Below are 16,545 nucleotides of genomic sequence, written 5' to 3'. Positions count from 1 at the left end.
GCGTCTGCGTGGTCCCAGGCCCCATCGCCAGCATCAGTACTTCAGCCGCAGCTCTTCCACTGTGGATTGCTGCAGCGCGTACCAGTCCTGGAACTCTTCCTCGGTGATCTCGTCCGGCGCATACACCGCCACCGGGTGCCAGTCGTGGTCGGTGGGCAGCGGCTGGCGCGGGCCGGCACGCAGGCTGTAGCTGACGCCTTCGTAATCCACCAAGTCATCGACCTGTGGCCACTGCTCGCGTGCGAACGCGGATTCACTCTTCAACAGGATCACCTGGTACATCGGCACCTCCACCTCGGTTGGAACGGAAAAGACCGGCGCTGGCAGCAGGATACCGCCGCGCCGGTGACAGCGGACGCAGCGCCGGGGCGACGCAACGTTCTGGACACGGCCATCGCCCCGGCTTCACCCGTCCGTGGCAGGGCCATCGGCATGGTGGGGGCCACTGCCCAGCCCAGCCCACCGATGACCGAACTGCCGCCCCTGAAGACCGTTGCCGACCTGCGCCTGCCCCGCTACCTGGGCACCTGGTACGAGATCGCGCGCCTGCCCATGCGCCACGAACCGGAGGGCTGCACCGACGTGTCGGCGCACTACACCCTGCTCGACAACGGCAACGTCGGCGTCACCAACCGCTGCCGCATGGACGGTGAGATCGAGGAGGCCAGCGGCGAAGCCTGCGCCATCGACAACGACAGCGCGCGGCTGGAGGTCAGCTTCCTGCCCAAGGGCCTGCGCTGGCTGCCGTTCGCCAAGGGCGACTACTGGGTGATCCAGGTTGCGCCGGACTACAGCGTGTCACTGGTCGGCAGCCCCGATCGCAAGTACCTGTGGCTGCTGGCCCGCGAGCCCCGCCTGGACGCCACCGTGCAGGACCATTATCTGGCGGCCGCGCGCCTGCAGGGCTTCGATCTGTCCGAACTGATCCAGACCCCGCATACCGGCCAGCCCACGGCCTGAGCCACCACCCCATGGACCTCAAGAGTGGCTACCCGTGGTGGGCGGTACGCAACGGCCTGATCCACGCCTTCCCGCCGCTGCAGCAGGACCTGCGCTGCGACGTGCTGGTGGTCGGCGGCGGCATTACCGGTGCGCTGATCGCCGACGAACTGTCCCGGCATGGCCAGGATGTTGCGGTGATCGAGCAGCGCGACATCGGCTGGGGCAGCACCGCCGCCAGCACGGCGCTGCTGCAGTACGAGATCGACACGCACCTGCTGGAACTGACCCAGCGCTACGGCCATGACGCGGCGGCGGCGGCCTACCTCGCCTGTGCCGAGGCGATCCCGGCGCTGGGCGAGGTGGCGCACGGCCTGAAGGACGTGGATTTCCAGCGGATGGACAGCCTGTACCTGGCCAGCCGCACGCGCGACGTGCCGCGCCTGATGGCAGAAGGCGATGCCCGCCGCAGCATCGGCCTGGATGCCCGCTGGCTGGGGCCGGACGCGCTGCGCGAGCGCTTCGACGTGGCGGGCGGCGGCGCCCTACTGACCCGGCAGGCGGCCCGCGTCGATCCGTACCGGCTGACCTATGCACTGCTGCAGCGCGTGCGCCGGCGTGGTGGCCACGTGCATGACCGCACCGTCCTGCATACGCTCACGCCCAGCACGCGTGGCGTGAGCGCTTGCACCGAAGACGGTGCCACCCTGCGTGCGCGCCATGTGGTGCTGGCGATGGGCTATGCCAACCAGCAGTGGTTGCAGCAGCGCGTGGCCCGTAACCGCAGCAGCTATGCCTTCATCACCGATCCCATCGACACGGACCTGCTGGGGCGGCTACGGAACACGATGGTGTGGGAAAGCGCACGGCCCTACCTGTACCTGCGCGCCACCGGCGACCACCGGCTGCTGGTGGGGGGCCTGGACGACGCCATCGATATCCCCGCCCGCCGCGACCGCCGTGTGCAGCGCAAGGCCGACCAGCTGATGAAGCAGTTGCGGCACTGGTTCCCACGGCTGGACCCGGTGCCTGCCTTCTCCTGGGCCGGCACCTTCGCCGAGACCGCCGACGGCCTGCCGTTCTTCGGCCCGCACGCGCAGTGGGGCCCCCGGGTGCATTTCGCCATGGCCTACGGCGGCAACGGTATTACCTATTCCATGATCGGCGCGCAGCTGCTGCGGGCCCGCATCGAGCGGCGGAAGCACCCGCTGGAGGAGCTGTTCGGGTTCGGGCGGGTGGCATGACGCCGAGGATTGAACGGATGGCGTAACGCCTTGGTAGAGTCGAGCCATGCTCGACTGCTTCTGGCAGAGGCAGTCGAGCATGGCTCGACGCTACGGGCCCGCGACAGGCATCATTCAAGCTGGCCCTGCTAGCGTCGGGCTGTACCGCCGCATGTTGCGTGGTCCCTGTCCGCTGGAGCGCCGTGATGATCCGCCCCCTCACCCTGCTGCTGTGCCTGGCCCTGCCGGGAACCGTGCTGGCCCAGTCCGCTGCCGGCGCCACCGCGCCGCAGGCCGCTGGCCTGGATCTGACCGTGCCGCAGGCGCCGATGCGCTACCTCAATGATCCGTCCGTACAGCAGGATCCGCCCGGCACCTATTACGGCGACAAGAGCGGCCCGCGCGTGCACGATGACGCGAAGATCGCCGATGTGACTGACGACAAGGTCAAGGTGTCCGGCAGCTTCACTACCGGCATCGGCTATTCCAAGGGCGGCGGCAACAGCCACTACAACGCAGCCACGCTGAACCTGAGCAAGAACTACACCACCGATGAAGGCAAGACCCGCGGGGTCAACCTCAACATCCATGTGAGCGAGGGCAAGGGCCCGGGCTTCTTCGGCCCCTATGGCGGCTACTACGGCCGTGGCCCGGGCTGGGATTACCCGCCGCCGTACGGCTGGTAATCATTCTGTCGAGCCGAGCCCAAGCTCGGCTGTTGTTGGCCGCAAAGCCGAGCATGGGCTCGGCTCTACATGGGCCGGAATCAATCCAGCCAGCCGTCGCGCTCGCTGTGCAGGATGCGGCCGTCATGGCCACTCAGGCGCACTTCCACCTTCTGGTTGCGCGCATTGCGGGCTTCCAGCGTCCAGGTCGCGCCATCGCGTTCCAGCGAGTGGATGTCACGCAGGCCATGCGCCTGTGCCCGTGCCAGCACCTGCTCGGTGCTCAGCAGCGCACGGCCGCTGTGCTCGTCGAAGATCTCGCCGGTCCTGGGGTCCACAAAGACCTCGCTGAAGCGGCCATCGGCGCGGCTCACGTCCGCTTCCCACAGGCCATCCTCGCGTTCGATCTCGTGAATCTGGGTGTAGCCGGCCTTGCGCAGGGCCTGTTCGGCCTGGGCCAGGCCCAGCGGCGCGGCCTGCACGGCCGGCGCCAGCGCCAGGGTGGCAACGGTGGCCAGGGTGAGCGACTTCAACATGGGGGTTCTCCTGTTCGTGGCCGGACCATCCCGGCAACGCCACGATGCCCGCCTGGGTTAACAGCGCCCTAGCCAAGGCTGTTAGCCAACGGTTAGTCGCCATCGGCACACTCACGCCCGTCCCCCCTCTCTTTGCGGCGTGCGCGATGCTCTCCACCCTGCCCCTGTTGCTGGCCCTGTCTGGCCCCCTGGTCGCCGCCGCGCCCGTGCAGGACCCTGCCCAGCAGGTCGCACGCCGCGCGGTGCAGCAGGGCCGATACGTGCCACTGGAAGGCGTGGTCCGCGATGCCCTGCGGCGCTACCCCGGCCAGCTGCTGGAAGTGGAACTGGACGACGGCGTCTACGAGGTGGAGATCCTGCGTGGCGACGGCGTGGTGGTGGAGCTGGACTATGATGCGCGCAATGGAAAGCTGCTGAAGACGGAGCTGGACGACTGATGCGTATCCTGCTGGTCGAGGACGATGCCGCGCTGGTGCAACGCCTGGTGCCGTTGCTGGAACAGGCCGGCTATGTGGTGGAGGCGGTGTCCGATGGGCGCCAGGCCGAGGAGATCGGCCAGATCGAAGAGCTGCAGGCGGCCATCGTCGATCTCGGCCTGCCCGGGCTGGATGGGCTGAGCGTGATCGAGCGCTGGCGCGGCAACGGGCGCCACTTCCCGGTGCTGGTGCTGACCGCGCGCGGACGCTGGCACGACAAGCTGGCCGGCTTCGATGCCGGCGCCGACGACTACCTCACCAAACCCTTCCAGGCCGACGAGCTGGTGCTGCGCCTGCGCGCGTTGATCCGCCGCAGCCATGGCCACGCCAGCCCGCGCCTGCACTGCGGCCCGTTGCAGCTGGACATTAACGGCGGCCGCTTCGAGCTGGACGGCCAGCCGCTTGCGCTCAGCCCGCAGGAGTTCCGCCTGCTCAGCTATTTCATCCACCACGTCGGCCAGGTGATCGGCCGCGACCGGCTGGGCGAACAAGTCTTCGATGGCGGCCTGGATGCGGATTCCAACGCGCTGGATGTGTTGCTGGGGCGGGTACGCCGCAAGCTCGGCGCCGAACTGATCCAGACCGTGCGTGGCCAGGGCTGGCGGCTGGCGGCGCCATGAGCCGGCAACCCTCACTGCGGCGCCGCCTGCTGCTGGCCGGCGGCCTCGGCCTGATCCTGGTCTCGGTGCTGGCCAGCGCGCTGCTGGGCGAACTGTTCAAGCGCAGCGCGCGCGACCGCCTCGACCACGAGCTGCAGCAGGACATGCTGACCCTGGTGGCGCAGATGGAAGTGTCCGCCGACGGCCAGCTGCACTTGCGCCAGGAACCCAACGACGCGCGCTTCCAGCGGGTGTTCTCCGGCGCCTACTGGCAGATCGCCGATGGCGGCGGGCGGGTGCTGCTGCAGTCACGCTCGCTGTGGGACCAGACGCTGACCGCCGCAGCCGATGGCCCGGCAGAACGCAACCTGCCCGGGCCGATGCAGCAGTCGCTGCGGGCGCGGGTGCAGCAGGTGCGCCTGCCGCGCGCGCAGGCACCGTTCGTCGCCGTGGTCGCCAACGACCGCAGCGCTCTGGATGCTGACGTCGCCACGTTCCGCCAGCGCAGCTTCATCGCCCTGGGGGTGCTGGTAGCCGCGTGGCTGGCGGTGCTGGCCAGCCAGATCCAGTTCGGCCTGCGTCCGCTGCGCGGGCTGGGCCAGCAGCTCGAACGCATCCGCCGCGGTGAGGCCGAGCGCATCGAACGCGACCGGCTGGACCGCGAGATCGTGCCGCTGGCCGATGAGCTCGATGCCCTGCTCGATCACCACCAGCGCATGGTCGCGCGCGCCCGCAGCAGTGCCGAAGACCTGGCGCATGCGCTGAAGACGCCGTTGAGCGTGCTGGCCGCCGAGGCCCAGGGCGAAGGCCGCGACTGGCGGCGCACCCTGCACGAGCAGGGCGCACGCATGCGGGCCAGCATCGACCGCTATCTGGCCGCCGGGCTGGCGGTGGACCATCGGCAGCGCAGCGAGGTGGCCCCGGCCGCCGAAGCGCTGTGCCGGCTGATGACCCGCGTGCATGCCGGGCGCCACATCCGCTTCCAGATGGATGTTGCCCCCGGCCTCACCTTTGCCGGCGCCAGCACCGATCTGGAAGAAATGCTGGGCAACCTGCTGGACAACGCCGGCAAGTGGGCGCGCAGCGAGGTGCGCCTGCGCGCCCTGGCCCAGCAGGATCGTTTGCATATCGAAGTGCGCGACGACGGCCCCGGGCTGGACAAGGCCAAGCTGGAGAGCGTGCTGCAACGAGGCGTGCGCCTGGACGAACGCGTGGAAGGCAGTGGCCTGGGCCTGGCGATTGCGGCCGAGATCGCCGCCAGCCATGGCGGTTCACTGCGGCTGTCTAACGAGAACCCGGGGCTGCGCGCGCGGCTGGAGCTGCCGCTGGCGGGGTGATCGCCGGGCGTGGCCAGAACAGCAGCCGAGCATGGCATCAACGCGGCGCATATTCCTGTAGCGCCGAGCCATGCTCGGCTCAGCGGTGGTGCATCCACCAGCAGTCGATCGCGTCCAGCACGATGTGAATGATCAGACCGATGCCCACCAGCCGGGTCTTCTTCGGCACGCACAGGCCGGCGTAGACCGCGATGGCCGGCGCAGTATGCAGCGGGTGGAAACCGATGCTGCAGCGGTTCGGCGCGTAGATCGGGTCGGCCAGCAGATGGTCCAGGTCGATGATCCAGCCCAGCAGCATCAAAAACCACGCCGAGGCGAAACGCTTGCGCCAGAACAGCCATGCCAGCAGGGCTGGCACGGCGGCATGCAGGAACAGGTGGAAGATCGCGCGCGCGCTCATCAGGGCAGGTGGCGCCGGGCCATGCCCGGCGTTCCCATGAACATCACACCAGCGGTTCGTCGGACAGGTAGGTGTAGCCGGTCAGGCCCGCTTCCAGCGCCTGCGACAGTTCCTGCGCCCGTTCCGGCGAAAGGTCGGCCGCCGCCACGCGCTGGGCATAGGCCGCACGCAGGTCGTCCAGCTTGTAGCCCACGTAGTCCAGCATCACGTCGGTGGTGTCGCCACGGCGCTGCTGGGTGATCGCGTAGCCATCGGCATCGGCCAGCACTTCCACCGCGTCGGTGTCACCGAACAGGTTGTGGATGTCGCCCAGGATTTCCTGGTAGGCACCCACCATGAAGAAACCGATGCGGTAGCTTTCGCCGTGCTTGATCGCATGCAGCGGCAGCGAGGTGTCCAGGCTTTCGTTCTCGACGTAGGTCTTCACCATGCCGTCCGAATCGCAGGTCATGTCGGCGATGATGCCGCGACGGTCCGGCGTTTCGTTCAGGCGCTCGATCGGAACGATCGGGAACACCTGGTCGATCGCCCACGCATCGGGAATCGACTCGAACACGCTGAAGTTGACGAAGTACTTGTCGACCAGGCGCTCGTTCAATTCATCCAGTGCCGGGCGATGGCTCTTTTCGTCGTAGCTCAGGCGCGCACGCACGCCGTGGGCGATGGCGTAGAACAGATCGTCAATGCGCGCACGTTGCGGCAGATCGATCTGGCCCAGCGCGTAGCTGGCCAGGCCTTCAGCGTGGAAGTGCTGCGCTTCCTGGAACAGTTCCACCGCCGGGCGCACGTCCAGTTCCTCATGGATCTCGCGCAGGTGGCGGATCGCGGCCGGCTCGTCATCGTGCTGGTCCGGCACGCGGCCTTCCTGCGCCTGCTCCACTTCAGAGACATTGGCGATCAGCACCGCGTGGTGCGCGGTCATCGCGCGGCCGCACTCGGTCACGATGCGCGGCGGGGTCAGGCCGTGTTCTTCGCAGGCGTTGGCCAGCGGCTGCACGATGTTGCTGGCATAGGAGTGCAGGCCGTAGTTGATCGAGCAGAAGCTGCGCGAACGGGTGCCTTCGTAGTCCACGCCCAGGCCACCACCCACGTCCACGTGGGTGATCTTCGCGCCCAGCTGTGACAGCTCGACGAAATAGCGGGTGGCTTCGCGCATGCCGTTGGCGATGTCGCGCACGTTGGAAATCTGCGAGCCCATGTGGAAGTGCAGCAGGCTCAGGCAGTCGGCGTACTCGGTATCGCGCAGCGACTTCCACAGGTCCAGCAGCTGGCGCGGGGACAGGCCGAACTTGGCCTTGTCGCCGCCGCTGTTCTGCCACTTGCCGGCGCCCAGCGAGGCCAGGCGCATGCGCACGCCCAGGCCCGGCTTCACGTCCAGTGCCTTGGATTCTTCCAGCACCAGCTTCAGCTCGGACGGCTTCTCGATCACGATGAAGGTCTGCAGGCCCAGCTTGCGGCCGATCAGGGCCAGGCGGATGTACTCGCGGTCCTTGTAACCGTTGCAGACGATCAGGCCACCCGGGCGCGACAGCGCCAGCACCGCCATCAGCTCGGGCTTGCTGCCCGCTTCCAAGCCGAAGCCTTCGCCGTGATGGCTGGCCAGGGTGCCGGCCACGCCACGGTGCTGGTTCACCTTGATCGGGTACACGGCGGTGTAGCCGCCGGTGTAGTCCCAGTCCTGCTGGGCCTGGGCGAAGGCCGCCTGCAGCTTGCCCAGGCGCTGGCCGAGGATGTCCGGGAAGCGCACCAGCAGCGGCAGCTTGGCACCGGCCGCGCGCGCGGCGTCCACCACCTTGGGCAGCGACACCACCGGGCCATCGGCCCCGGTCGGTCTCACCACCATGTGCCCAGCCTGATCCACATCGAAATAACCATCCGCCCAATGCGGGATCGAGTAGGTCTTGCGGGCTTGGTCGAGGGACCAATCGGTCATTGCAGTCGGCCTTGTGGCAAATAAAAGGGGGGGCATGATAACGCCTATATGCCCACAGGTTCGTTATCATGCGCGCCCGCGCCCGTGGCAGGTCTGAACCTGAACGGGCCGATCCGTCCGGATGTGGCATCTGTGCCACGCGGCCCCGCCCGCCAGCCCGGCTTTACCCCTCCGAACAGGACCGTACTTCCATGACTGACAGCAACAACTGGTACATCGAACACTTCGAGCGCACCGGCTCGGCCATCGGCTACCGCATCACCGGCAAGCTGGACGAGGTGCAGTCGCCGTTCCAGAAGATCGAGATCTTCCAGACCACCGACTGGGGCAACCTGATGACCATCGACGGGGCCATCATGCTGACCAGCAAGGACAACTTCTTCTACCACGAGATGATCAGCCACCCGGTGCTGTTCACCCACGCCGCGCCCAAGCGCGTGGTGATCATCGGTGGCGGCGACTGCGGCACCCTGCGCGAAGTGCTCAAGCACACCGGCGTGGAGAGCGTGACCCAGTGCGATATCGACGAGCAGGTCACCGTGATGGCGCGCAAGCACTTCCCGGAACTGTGCGACTCCAACGACGACGCGCGCGCCGAGCTGCTGTTCGACGACGGCGTGGCCTACATGGCCAACTGCCCGGCCGGCAGCGTGGACGTGGTGATCGTGGACTCGACCGACCCGGTCGGCCCGGGTGAAGGCCTGTTCAACAAGGCCTTCTACGAGAGCTGCTTCAAGGCCCTGAAGGACGACGGCATCCTGGTGCAGCAGTCCGAATCGCCGCTGATGCAGCTGGAGCTGATCAACGAAATGCGCACCGAGATGGGCAAGGCTGGCTTCGGCTCGTTCAAGACCCTGCCGTTCCCGCAGCCGTGCTACCCCACCGGCTGGTGGAGCGTGACCATGGCGCGCAAGGGCGACAGCAGTTTCGACTTCCGCCAGGCCGACTCGGCCGCCAAGACCTTCAACACCCTGTACTACACCGCCGCGCTGCACACCGGCGTGCTGGTGACCCCGCCGTTCGTGCAGGCGGCACTGAAGGGTTGATCCAAACAAAAACCCGCGCTGGCAACAGCGCGGGTTTTTCATGTTCCGGTAGTGCCGGCCGCTGGCCGGCAACCCCATCAAACCCAGCGCTTCACAGCGCCCAGATGCCGGCAATCACCGCCGCCACCAGGCCCCACTTGATCACCTGGTAGGCCACCACGCTGCGCTCGCGCAGAGCCTTGGCCTTCAGGCGCACCTTGTACAGGCCACCGAAGGCCTTGTTGACGCCACCGGTCGGGTCACCCGGCAGGTTCGGCGAGGCACCGCCAGCCAGCAGCGTGGCCGCCACCGCGCGGTTGAACAGGCCCGGCAGGCCGAAGCGCAGCGGGCGGGCGATGTCGCAGAACAGAATCACGCGGTCCTGGTCGGTCTCGTTGTGCGCATGGTGGATGTAGGTCTCGTCGAACATCATCCACTCGCCATCGCGCCAGCTCTTCTTCACCCCGTCCACCACGATGTAGCAGCCATCGTCGTTGGGCGTGCTCAGGCCCAGGTGCAGGCGCAGCGAACCGGCGAACGGGTCGCGGTGCGGGCGCAGTTCGCTGCCCGGCGGCAGCTGCGCGAACATCGCCGCGCGCACATCGGGAATCGACTCGATCAGCGCCACGGTCTTCGGGCACATGGCCTTGGCCGACGGGTGCGACGGGCCGTACCACTTCAGGTAGAAGCGCTTCCAGCCACGGCGGAAGAACGAATTGAAGCCGGCATCGTTGTAGCTGCTGGAGGCGGCGATCTTCTGCGCATCGCGCAGCGCCAGCGCCTCATCGCGGATCACCTGCCAGTTCTGGCGCAGCGGCTCCAGCTGCGGCAGCTCCTTGCCCGGGTCCAGGAACGGCGTGGTCGGCACCTTCGAGAACAGGTACATGATCACGTTGATCGGGGCCATGAAACTGGAATGGTCCAGCAGCTGGCGCGACCAGCGCGCACGCACCTTGCCGCGGAAATGGATGTACAGCACGCAGGCCACGAACAGCACTGCAAGGACGATCTTGATGGTCAAAGCACTTTCCTCCAGCCGTGGCCGGAACGGGAAACGGGGGCGATGCACGGCCTGGCGGCCAGCACCGGTGGGGAACGCGGCAGGGAGCGGGGACGTGCCGAAGGGGGCGGCCGCCGATGTCGCGGATTAACAGCTTATGGTCGGCAGGGCGTGCGTCGGGGTCAAGCGAAGCGTGCGCCGCATTCAGCCCAGCGTGCCCGGCCCGCTGGCCATTGGCCGTAAGTGATTGATCATCAATGACTCGCCAGACAAGTGAGACAGGATTGTCCGAGCAGGCGCGACGAACTGTTCCAGCCACGACCCCGACATTTCTCCGACAAATCGTGGAATACCGAACTGGCGGGTACTAAAATTAACGAAAGATTAGTAACTCCCTGTAACACCGGTTCGCTTGACGCTCTGCGCCACCCACCGGGTCGTCCGAGACCCCGACATGTATCTTCCTGCCCTGCCCCCCTCCTCCTGCGGCGATGACGCCGCCGGCCCGCTGCTGCTCAAGCGCGGCGAACGCTTCCTCGCCCCCGATGTCTACCGCACCTGCCTGGATGGGCGCGAGGCGGTGGTCAAGGACTACTCCCGCTACCGCGGCACCCCGGTCTCGCTGCTCGCCCGGCTGATGGTGCGCCGCGAAGCACGCATGCTGCAGCGCCTGGGCGGCTGGAAGCACGCCCCGGCCCTGCTCGGCACGCTGGGCGGGCTGGCGCTGGGCATGGAATTCATTCCCGGCCAGACCCTCAGCAGCGCCCAGGCGGTGGGCAACGAAGTGTTCGAGCAGCTGCAGCACGCCCTCAGCCGCCTGCACGCCGCCGGCATCACCCACAACGACCTGCACGGCACCAATGTGGTGGTCAGCGCCGGCGTACCGGTGCTGCTGGATTTCACCTCGGCCTGGCGCGCCCCGCGCTGGCTGCGGCGCAACCCGCTGAGCCGGCAGATGCGCCGCAGCGACATGAAGAACCTGCTGAAGATCCGCCAGCGCGTGACCGGCCAGGCGCCGAGTGCCGCGCAGGCCGCGCTGGTGGCCGACCCGGGCTGGGTGGCCGCCGTGCGCCAGGGCTGGAAGCGGTTCTACAGGTGGGCCAAGCGCCGCTGATCGCTTTCGTAGAGTCGAGCTTGCTCGACCGCTGTTCTGTAGAGCCGAGCCCACGCTCGGCTGCGCTGCGTACATCGCGCGAAATGCAGCCGAGCATCGGCTCGGCTCTACAACATCGCGCCGAACGGGTTACAGCGCGTCCGCGTCCAGCTCGCCGGTACGAATACGCACCACGCTGCCCAGGTCGTACACGAACACCTTGCCATCGCCGATCTTGCCGGTGCCGGCCGCCTTCACGATGGCTTCGACCACGGCCTCCACCTGGTCATCGGTCACCGCTACTTCCAGCTTCACCTTGGGCAGGAAATCGACCACATACTCCGCCCCCCGGTACAGCTCGGTATGGCCCTTCTGGCGACCGAAGCCCTTTACTTCCGTCACCGTGATCCCGGTAACCCCGCGCTCGGCCAGCGCTTCGCGCACGTCGTCGAGCTTGAACGGCTTGATCACCGCCATGACCATCTTCATCGTCGATCTCCTGTATTCCGGCGTGGAGGATAGCGCCTGAACGCGGCCCGTGCGAAACCCCTGCCGCCTGTTCGCAGCCATGGGGCCAGCAGTATCCTTATGCCTGAACGCCCTGCCCGCGCAGGATGCACGGGCCTAACTCACGGAGCACACCATGATCGACCTGAACCAAATCGATGACCTGGCGCGTCGCCTCAGCGACATGGTGCCGCCGGGCCTGCGCGAATCGCGCGAGGAACTGCAGGCCACCTTCAAGAGCGCACTGCAGGCCGGCCTGGCCAAGCTCGACCTGGTCACCCGCGAGGAGTTCGAAGTGCAGCGCGCCGTGTTGCTGAAGACCCGCGAGAAGCTGGACGCGCTGGAAGCGGCCGTGCGCGAACTGGAAGGGCGCTCGACATCAGATTGAGTTGACGCCACTTTCGCCAGACGGCGAGGCGAAAAGCAGACTACCGCTCATCGTCAAGCGCGAAGTGCCTCACGTCCTCGAGATCGAACACGGCACGATCCTGCGTGAGCCGAATCCGCCCGGACACCTGCACGCAGGCAGAGATATTGCACAGGCCAGGACTGTTACGCTCCAGGCATACACGCTTCTGTTCGGCGTAAAAACGTGCGACCGAACTGGCGGCCCCATGCTTGCCGATATCGAGGATACGTGCGCCATCGCTGCAGCGGGAGTTGCGCAGAACCTCTTCGTGGCGGTTATCCGTTACATATCGAGCTGACAACACGACCTCTTCCCGATCATACTCGCCGGGATTCTTAGCGATGGCACACAGCACTTCATCATGAGGATCGTCGATTACGGTTGTCGCTCCCCCACTGGCACAGGCAGATAGCAGCAGGCCCAGCATGGGCACTAATGACGCTGATTTCATAGTCATTTGTCCTTCTCGGTCTTGGGCTGACGTGCTTCCCAGTTTGCAACAGAACCCTCCACCCCCTTGGCCTGTTCACTCTTGCTGATGTTGATCCCAAGGCCTTTCGCAACAACCGCCTCCGTGCCGTAAGCACTCCGCTCTGTGGCACGAACCTCATCACTGGTGGCCGCGGGGCTGGACGCGCTGGAAAAGGCCGTACGCGAGCTGGAAGGCCGCAGCGCCGCAGAATGAAAAAAGGAGGCGCACGGCGCCTCCCACTTACAGAGTATTTCGCGGATGGGGCCTTGCCGCAAGGCCCTTGCGGCGCCCTAGACTCGCCGGCCTGTCGATCCGGCAGGACAGTCAGGGGCAGTGCCGATGGCACAGGACACCGAATGGACACCCGTTACGCATGACACCTGCGGCCAGGTCGCCGGGCCGTTCTATCACGGCACCCGCGCCGATCTGGCGGTGGGCGAGTTGCTGAGCGCGGGCTTCAGGTCCAACTATCGCGACAGCGTGGTGATGAACCACATCTACTTCACCAGCATTGCCAAGGGCGCGGGGCTGGCTGCGGAGATGGCCCGGGGTGAAGGGCGACCGCGTGTGTACATCGTGGAGCCGACCGGTCCGTTTGAGGACGACCCGAATGTGACCAACAAGAAGTTTCCCGGCAACCCGACGCGGTCGTATCGCAGTGCGCAACCGTTACGGGTGGTGGGGGAGATTACCGAGTGGGAGCTCTACGACGCCGAGTTCATCCGGCAATTGAAGGCGTTTGTTGCTTCGGGGAGCGGGGAGATCATCAACTGATGAGCGCTGCGGGCGGAGCGGTAGGCTCTACTTCTTCCTCGGCATCGTAGATGTCCAGCCCGAGCTCGATGCCGCGCTGCCCCAGCGCGAGCATCGCGCGCGGCGAAAGCGAGACACCGTCATTGCCGCTGGCCATGAAAAGGCCGCAGAACAGGTCCGGCCGGAACGGTGCCAGAGACTGCCATGCAGCGAGATCGCTGGTGAGTTGATCGAGGATCTCGAAGATCTGCGCTTCCAGATCTTCAGGCTCACGCCGAGCCGCATTGAGCCGCCAGCTTCCGGTCCTGGCGATACGCACGGCGCCGGGTTGGCTGCCTGTGAGCTGCTGGCCCTTGTGATGCGCGGCGGTTGGGCTCGCGCCAAGCAAGGCAGTGATCTCGTCTGGATTGAGCTCATCCCCGAAGAACCGAAGGGTGACCAGGGAGTGATGTAATACGGGCATTGGTTTTCAGTTGCGTGCGTTCTGTTGATGTTGGCTTTCGGCCAGATGCAGACACCCCAGCTGCATCCGGGCAGAGGTGCCGCTCTGGGTATCTGCCCCCAGGCCTCGCGCCTGACGGGCCTAAGGGTCTGCACAGGCTGCCCCTTCAGCTCGAAGTGGCGCGACGCAAAGCGTCCATTTGTGCCCAATAGCATCAATGCCGCGCAGCGCAATAGGGTCCGCAAACACGTGCATTGAAGCAAAGGTCATTGCCGGAATCAGTTCCGCCGTTAAGGCCAAGCCAATCCAAGTACCGATGCAATTTCCAGGCGGCTGCCGCCGGACGACGGAGCCGACTGGTGACTGCGCTCCGCAAGCGCTTGCTGGGCAAGAACCCACGCTACTGTGCACACTCAGATAAAGGCAGCAACGGTTATGCTCTAGTTACTTTCTTTAAGACTACGAGTGATGGACTACACTTGACAAGAACGAAGTCAAACCTCTTGATCTCATCCTTCATCATCAACACTTCTGATGGGACGGTTCCATTTATGAAACTAACCCTGACCGCGTACTTGTTGGTGTTCGTCATAGCTACTGTGGTAATGGGATTGCCGGGATAGCAGTCGAGCGTTACTCCACCCATGCCCGAATATGACTGAGAGTCCATTAAATTCACCTTTCCTTCGATAGAGAATTAAGCGCGATTATAAGGGAGCCTTCCGAATTCCTTGCCCTGAACCAAGCTGACCCGCTCAACGAGTTCGGTTTGAATGACTATTGGGAGGCATGCTGGCTGCCAAGGAGGCAGCTACCGATACCAATCTCCTTGAGCCCCTGGACCAGCGAGCCTAGGCACGCGGGATCGGAGTAGACGGCTTTGTAGTCCGATCGAGTTTCTTTTCCTTCAAAATCCCACGCGGTACTGCTCCGCAACCTACCACGCCAGCGCGACGTTTGACGCCCCATTTCCGCATAGGATCGCGAGAGCGGACCGCGAGCTCGCTCTCTTCGTGTAGCCTATTGAAGTCCGTAAGCATCGCGATCCTTAGCGCAGAATCGAAGGCCTAGAATCGAAATCAGGTCAGATCAGCTAACAGCGACTGATACGTCGCAGTGTCGGCCGTTACCAGCGGAGCCATGGTATCGCGCAGAAAGGTGTGTGTTGTGCTTCCACCGTTTCTTATCTGAAGGAGCCGCCGAAGGCCATTGACCATTTCGCCTGCGGCTGACTTTACATCGTCGACATCGTTCATTCGCGTCACGCTCTCTCTCATCGCCTCCGCCTTAATCCGCAGCGCCTGAGACGTAAGGTGACAACTTCCACGCTGGAGACATAGCTTTCCGATAATTTCATCTGACAGAAGATATGATTCTAGGTGGCGTTCAGTGGTTACGCAGATGCCTCTTCCCTTAAGCTCTTGCACCTCCTCATCCGAACGGTAATCACGATCAACGACACGCCGTATTGTTGCATTTGGAAATACCGCCCGGAGCGCCTGGAACGCGCTTCCCGACGCATCCATGACTGCATCTGCGTTGCCAACCGACACGAACGAGCTTTGCGGCTGCGAAGCGCTGAAGATGCGCTCAAGCACCTGAGCATCAAAACTCTTGTTTTTCGGACTATTCGGATCTCCTTCACACAGGTAGATGGTGTTAGGGCCAACAAGTGATGAAAGGCTGCCAAGTGTGAGTTCCAGTGACTTATCCCACAGTTGCCGATCAGGACTAGAAGGCAGTATCTCTTGCTCGACGTCGTAGTCCCTATTGCTAAAGTCCAAGAACGCTACAGAACCTGGCTGCTCTGATTCGATCTTCTGCGCTTCCAACAGCATTCCAAGCGAATGAGTGGAACACCACAGCTGCCCGTCCTCTGGTATAAGGCCAAACAGTGCCCGAAGCGTAGCTGCCTGCTTTTCAGTATGAATATGAGCCTCAGGCTCATCAATGAAGAAGATCGCGTCTGGGTAGTGCGAAGAGTTGACAACGAGATCGAGTATCAAATCAAAAACAGATTTCTCTCCTGCAGACAGATTCTTGTAATGGAATTCCGAGCTGGCACCCTTCTTAAAATAGAAGCACCCTTGATTGAGGGGGTCACCGATCGAGGAAAACCAAAGGTCATCGAAGACATTGTTTAGAGTGACCTTGATCTTGCCCGCAAGCTCATCTCGAAGGTCCCCCACCAGCATCCCTGAGTTGTTAGAGTTGTAGACCCCTGCAAGGGTGCTGCCCACGAGTCTTTGATAGTTCTGCGAGACAGAGAATTCGTTCGCTATGAAGCGATCCACCCGGGGATTATCGACGGGCGACTCTACCCGCTGGAGCTGGTGAACATTGAAGTCAGGCTCATTGCGATATGCGGTTCTAAAATACAACTTATCTCGAAAATCTCGCGCAGTGCTGTCAACCCCATGAAATGACACCACGACCGACTCTCGGGTCCAGTCCTCGCCGGGCGCTGATTGATCCTTGCGAAGGTAACGAGCGTCTCCCACGCTTCCCCACCCCCTTAGGGAGTGCCAGTGATTGAATGCCTCTAGCAGGCTACTCTTCCCTGAACCGTTTGGTCCCACCAGCACAACCAGCTTAGCCCCTACGGGTATAGGCCCAACTTGAAGATCAGTGAAACGCTTAAAGGATCTGAGCCGAACTTTCTCAACGCGCATGCATATCTCCTTATACCGGAATCTGCCAGCCAGTTCCTCGGCCTCGGCCGCCCAAATTGCTCAC

19 protein-coding genes are annotated in these 16,545 nt (G+C 64.5%); 10 read left to right on the top strand and 9 right to left on the bottom strand.

Annotation, left to right across the window (positions count from 1 at the left end):
• Positions 1–33 precede the first annotated feature (33 nt).
• Positions 34–282, bottom strand: a complete 249-nt coding sequence (locus tag LZ605_RS17185; protein WP_249842625.1) for a hypothetical protein — start codon at positions 280–282, stop codon at positions 34–36.
• 183 nt (positions 283–465) lie between these two features.
• Here LZ605_RS17185 and LZ605_RS17180 point away from each other — a divergent pair, with 183 nt between their 5' ends.
• From LZ605_RS17180 to LZ605_RS17170, 3 genes are all read left to right on the top strand, one after another.
• Positions 466–960 carry a lipocalin family protein gene (locus LZ605_RS17180; protein WP_107232880.1) on the top strand — a complete coding sequence of 165 codons (495 nt, stop codon included), beginning with the start codon at positions 466–468 and terminating at the stop codon, positions 958–960.
• 11 nt (positions 961–971) lie between these two features.
• Positions 972–2,183: an NAD(P)/FAD-dependent oxidoreductase gene (locus tag LZ605_RS17175; RefSeq protein ID WP_249842624.1), complete on the top strand. Its 1,212-nt coding sequence runs from the start codon at positions 972–974 to the stop codon at positions 2,181–2,183.
• A 185-nt stretch (positions 2,184–2,368) separates the two neighbouring features.
• Positions 2,369–2,848, top strand: coding sequence for a hypothetical protein (locus tag LZ605_RS17170; RefSeq protein ID WP_249842623.1), 480 nt, complete (start codon positions 2,369–2,371; stop codon positions 2,846–2,848).
• A gap of 80 nt (positions 2,849–2,928) precedes the next feature.
• On the opposite strand, the gene LZ605_RS17165 is transcribed toward LZ605_RS17170, so the two are convergent.
• Positions 2,929–3,363, bottom strand: coding sequence for a PepSY domain-containing protein (locus tag LZ605_RS17165; protein ID WP_249842622.1), 435 nt, complete (start codon positions 3,361–3,363; stop codon positions 2,929–2,931).
• 146 nt (positions 3,364–3,509) lie between these two features.
• Here LZ605_RS17165 and LZ605_RS17160 point away from each other — a divergent pair, with 146 nt between their 5' ends.
• Genes LZ605_RS17160 through LZ605_RS17150 form a run of 3 tightly spaced genes read left to right on the top strand, consistent with a single transcriptional unit; the run spans position 3,510 to position 5,775 of the window.
• Positions 3,510–3,800, top strand: coding sequence for a PepSY domain-containing protein (locus tag LZ605_RS17160; protein ID WP_249842621.1), 291 nt, complete (start codon positions 3,510–3,512; stop codon positions 3,798–3,800).
• On the top strand, positions 3,800–4,459 hold the full coding sequence (locus tag LZ605_RS17155) for a response regulator transcription factor (protein ID WP_107232875.1): 660 nt from the start codon (positions 3,800–3,802) through the stop codon (positions 4,457–4,459). Before LZ605_RS17160 ends, LZ605_RS17155 begins: the two co-directional genes overlap by 1 nt.
• Positions 4,456–5,775, top strand: coding sequence for an ATP-binding protein (locus LZ605_RS17150; protein ID WP_249842620.1), 1,320 nt, complete (start codon positions 4,456–4,458; stop codon positions 5,773–5,775). Before LZ605_RS17155 ends, LZ605_RS17150 begins: the two co-directional genes overlap by 4 nt.
• 79 nt (positions 5,776–5,854) lie before the next feature.
• On the opposite strand, the gene LZ605_RS17145 is transcribed toward LZ605_RS17150, so the two are convergent.
• Complete coding sequence (locus tag LZ605_RS17145; RefSeq protein ID WP_249842619.1) at positions 5,855–6,175, bottom strand: DUF6122 family protein; 321 nt, start codon at positions 6,173–6,175, stop codon at positions 5,855–5,857.
• 43 nt (positions 6,176–6,218) lie between these two features.
• The gene (gene speA / locus LZ605_RS17140) at positions 6,219–8,108 is read right to left on the bottom strand and encodes an arginine decarboxylase (protein WP_107232872.1); all 1,890 of its coding nucleotides are present in this window, start codon (positions 8,106–8,108) and stop codon (positions 6,219–6,221) included.
• Positions 8,109–8,299: 191 nt separating this feature from the next.
• On the opposite strand from speA, the gene speE reads away from it, so the two are divergent.
• Complete coding sequence (speE, locus tag LZ605_RS17135; RefSeq protein ID WP_010482074.1) at positions 8,300–9,154, top strand: polyamine aminopropyltransferase; 855 nt, start codon at positions 8,300–8,302, stop codon at positions 9,152–9,154.
• A gap of 91 nt (positions 9,155–9,245) precedes the next feature.
• Here the strand turns inward: speE and LZ605_RS17130 are convergent, their stop codons facing one another.
• The gene (locus LZ605_RS17130; RefSeq protein WP_249842618.1) at positions 9,246–10,154 is read right to left on the bottom strand and encodes an aspartyl/asparaginyl beta-hydroxylase domain-containing protein; all 909 of its coding nucleotides are present in this window, start codon (positions 10,152–10,154) and stop codon (positions 9,246–9,248) included.
• Between the two features lie 433 nt (positions 10,155–10,587).
• Here LZ605_RS17130 and LZ605_RS17125 point away from each other — a divergent pair, with 433 nt between their 5' ends.
• The gene (locus LZ605_RS17125) at positions 10,588–11,247 is read left to right on the top strand and encodes an RIO1 family regulatory kinase/ATPase (protein WP_249842617.1); all 660 of its coding nucleotides are present in this window, start codon (positions 10,588–10,590) and stop codon (positions 11,245–11,247) included.
• A 129-nt stretch (positions 11,248–11,376) separates the two neighbouring features.
• On the opposite strand, the gene LZ605_RS17120 is transcribed toward LZ605_RS17125, so the two are convergent.
• On the bottom strand, positions 11,377–11,715 hold the full coding sequence (locus tag LZ605_RS17120; RefSeq protein WP_005411374.1) for a P-II family nitrogen regulator: 339 nt from the start codon (positions 11,713–11,715) through the stop codon (positions 11,377–11,379).
• Positions 11,716–11,869: 154 nt separating this feature from the next.
• Here LZ605_RS17120 and ubiK point away from each other — a divergent pair, with 154 nt between their 5' ends.
• Entirely contained in the window at positions 11,870–12,121 is a 252-nt protein-coding gene (gene ubiK / locus LZ605_RS17115; protein ID WP_249842616.1) for a ubiquinone biosynthesis accessory factor UbiK, read from the top strand.
• Between the two features lie 40 nt (positions 12,122–12,161).
• Here the strand turns inward: ubiK and LZ605_RS17110 are convergent, their stop codons facing one another.
• The gene (locus tag LZ605_RS17110; protein ID WP_249842615.1) at positions 12,162–12,569 is read right to left on the bottom strand and encodes a hypothetical protein; all 408 of its coding nucleotides are present in this window, start codon (positions 12,567–12,569) and stop codon (positions 12,162–12,164) included.
• Between the two features lie 384 nt (positions 12,570–12,953).
• On the opposite strand from LZ605_RS17110, the gene arr reads away from it, so the two are divergent.
• Positions 12,954–13,388, top strand: a complete 435-nt coding sequence (gene arr, locus LZ605_RS17105) for an NAD(+)--rifampin ADP-ribosyltransferase (protein ID WP_249842614.1) — start codon at positions 12,954–12,956, stop codon at positions 13,386–13,388.
• On the opposite strand, the gene LZ605_RS17100 is transcribed toward arr, so the two are convergent.
• Both LZ605_RS17100 and LZ605_RS17095 read right to left on the bottom strand, forming a co-directional pair.
• Positions 13,381–13,830, bottom strand: coding sequence for a DUF4279 domain-containing protein (locus LZ605_RS17100; protein ID WP_249842613.1), 450 nt, complete (start codon positions 13,828–13,830; stop codon positions 13,381–13,383). The two genes, arr and LZ605_RS17100, sit on opposite strands and share 8 nt — an antisense overlap.
• Before the next feature lie 1,058 nt (positions 13,831–14,888).
• Positions 14,889–16,481, bottom strand: coding sequence for an AAA family ATPase (locus tag LZ605_RS17095; protein ID WP_249842612.1), 1,593 nt, complete (start codon positions 16,479–16,481; stop codon positions 14,889–14,891).
• Positions 16,482–16,545 lie beyond the last annotated feature (64 nt).

Origin of the sequence: Stenotrophomonas maltophilia (genome assembly GCF_023518235.1) — a bacterium.
Lineage (GTDB): Bacteria > Pseudomonadota > Gammaproteobacteria > Xanthomonadales > Xanthomonadaceae > Stenotrophomonas.
This window is presented reverse-complemented; position numbering and strand designations above follow the sequence as displayed.

Coding starts and splice junctions, on each gene's coding strand:
- LZ605_RS17170 (WP_249842623.1), top strand. CDS start 2,369: ATGATCCGCCCCCTCACCCTGCTGCTGTGCCTGGCCCTGCCGGGAACC.
- LZ605_RS17160 (WP_249842621.1), top strand. CDS start 3,510: ATGCTCTCCACCCTGCCCCTGTTGCTGGCCCTGTCTGGCCCCCTGGTC.
- LZ605_RS17120 (WP_005411374.1), bottom strand. CDS start 11,715: ATGAAGATGGTCATGGCGGTGATCAAGCCGTTCAAGCTCGACGACGTG.
- LZ605_RS17100 (WP_249842613.1), bottom strand. CDS start 13,830: ATGCCCGTATTACATCACTCCCTGGTCACCCTTCGGTTCTTCGGGGAT.
- LZ605_RS17165 (WP_249842622.1), bottom strand. CDS start 3,363: ATGTTGAAGTCGCTCACCCTGGCCACCGTTGCCACCCTGGCGCTGGCG.
- LZ605_RS17175 (WP_249842624.1), top strand. CDS start 972: ATGGACCTCAAGAGTGGCTACCCGTGGTGGGCGGTACGCAACGGCCTG.
- LZ605_RS17150 (WP_249842620.1), top strand. CDS start 4,456: ATGAGCCGGCAACCCTCACTGCGGCGCCGCCTGCTGCTGGCCGGCGGC.
- LZ605_RS17110 (WP_249842615.1), bottom strand. CDS start 12,569: ATGCTGGGCCTGCTGCTATCTGCCTGTGCCAGTGGGGGAGCGACAACC.
- LZ605_RS17180 (WP_107232880.1), top strand. CDS start 466: ATGACCGAACTGCCGCCCCTGAAGACCGTTGCCGACCTGCGCCTGCCC.
- LZ605_RS17095 (WP_249842612.1), bottom strand. CDS start 16,481: ATGCGCGTTGAGAAAGTTCGGCTCAGATCCTTTAAGCGTTTCACTGAT.
- speE (WP_010482074.1), top strand. CDS start 8,300: ATGACTGACAGCAACAACTGGTACATCGAACACTTCGAGCGCACCGGC.
- arr (WP_249842614.1), top strand. CDS start 12,954: ATGGCACAGGACACCGAATGGACACCCGTTACGCATGACACCTGCGGC.
- ubiK (WP_249842616.1), top strand. CDS start 11,870: ATGATCGACCTGAACCAAATCGATGACCTGGCGCGTCGCCTCAGCGAC.
- LZ605_RS17185 (WP_249842625.1), bottom strand. CDS start 282: ATGTACCAGGTGATCCTGTTGAAGAGTGAATCCGCGTTCGCACGCGAG.
- LZ605_RS17125 (WP_249842617.1), top strand. CDS start 10,588: ATGTATCTTCCTGCCCTGCCCCCCTCCTCCTGCGGCGATGACGCCGCC.
- speA (WP_107232872.1), bottom strand. CDS start 8,108: ATGACCGATTGGTCCCTCGACCAAGCCCGCAAGACCTACTCGATCCCG.
- LZ605_RS17145 (WP_249842619.1), bottom strand. CDS start 6,175: ATGAGCGCGCGCGCGATCTTCCACCTGTTCCTGCATGCCGCCGTGCCA.
- LZ605_RS17155 (WP_107232875.1), top strand. CDS start 3,800: ATGCGTATCCTGCTGGTCGAGGACGATGCCGCGCTGGTGCAACGCCTG.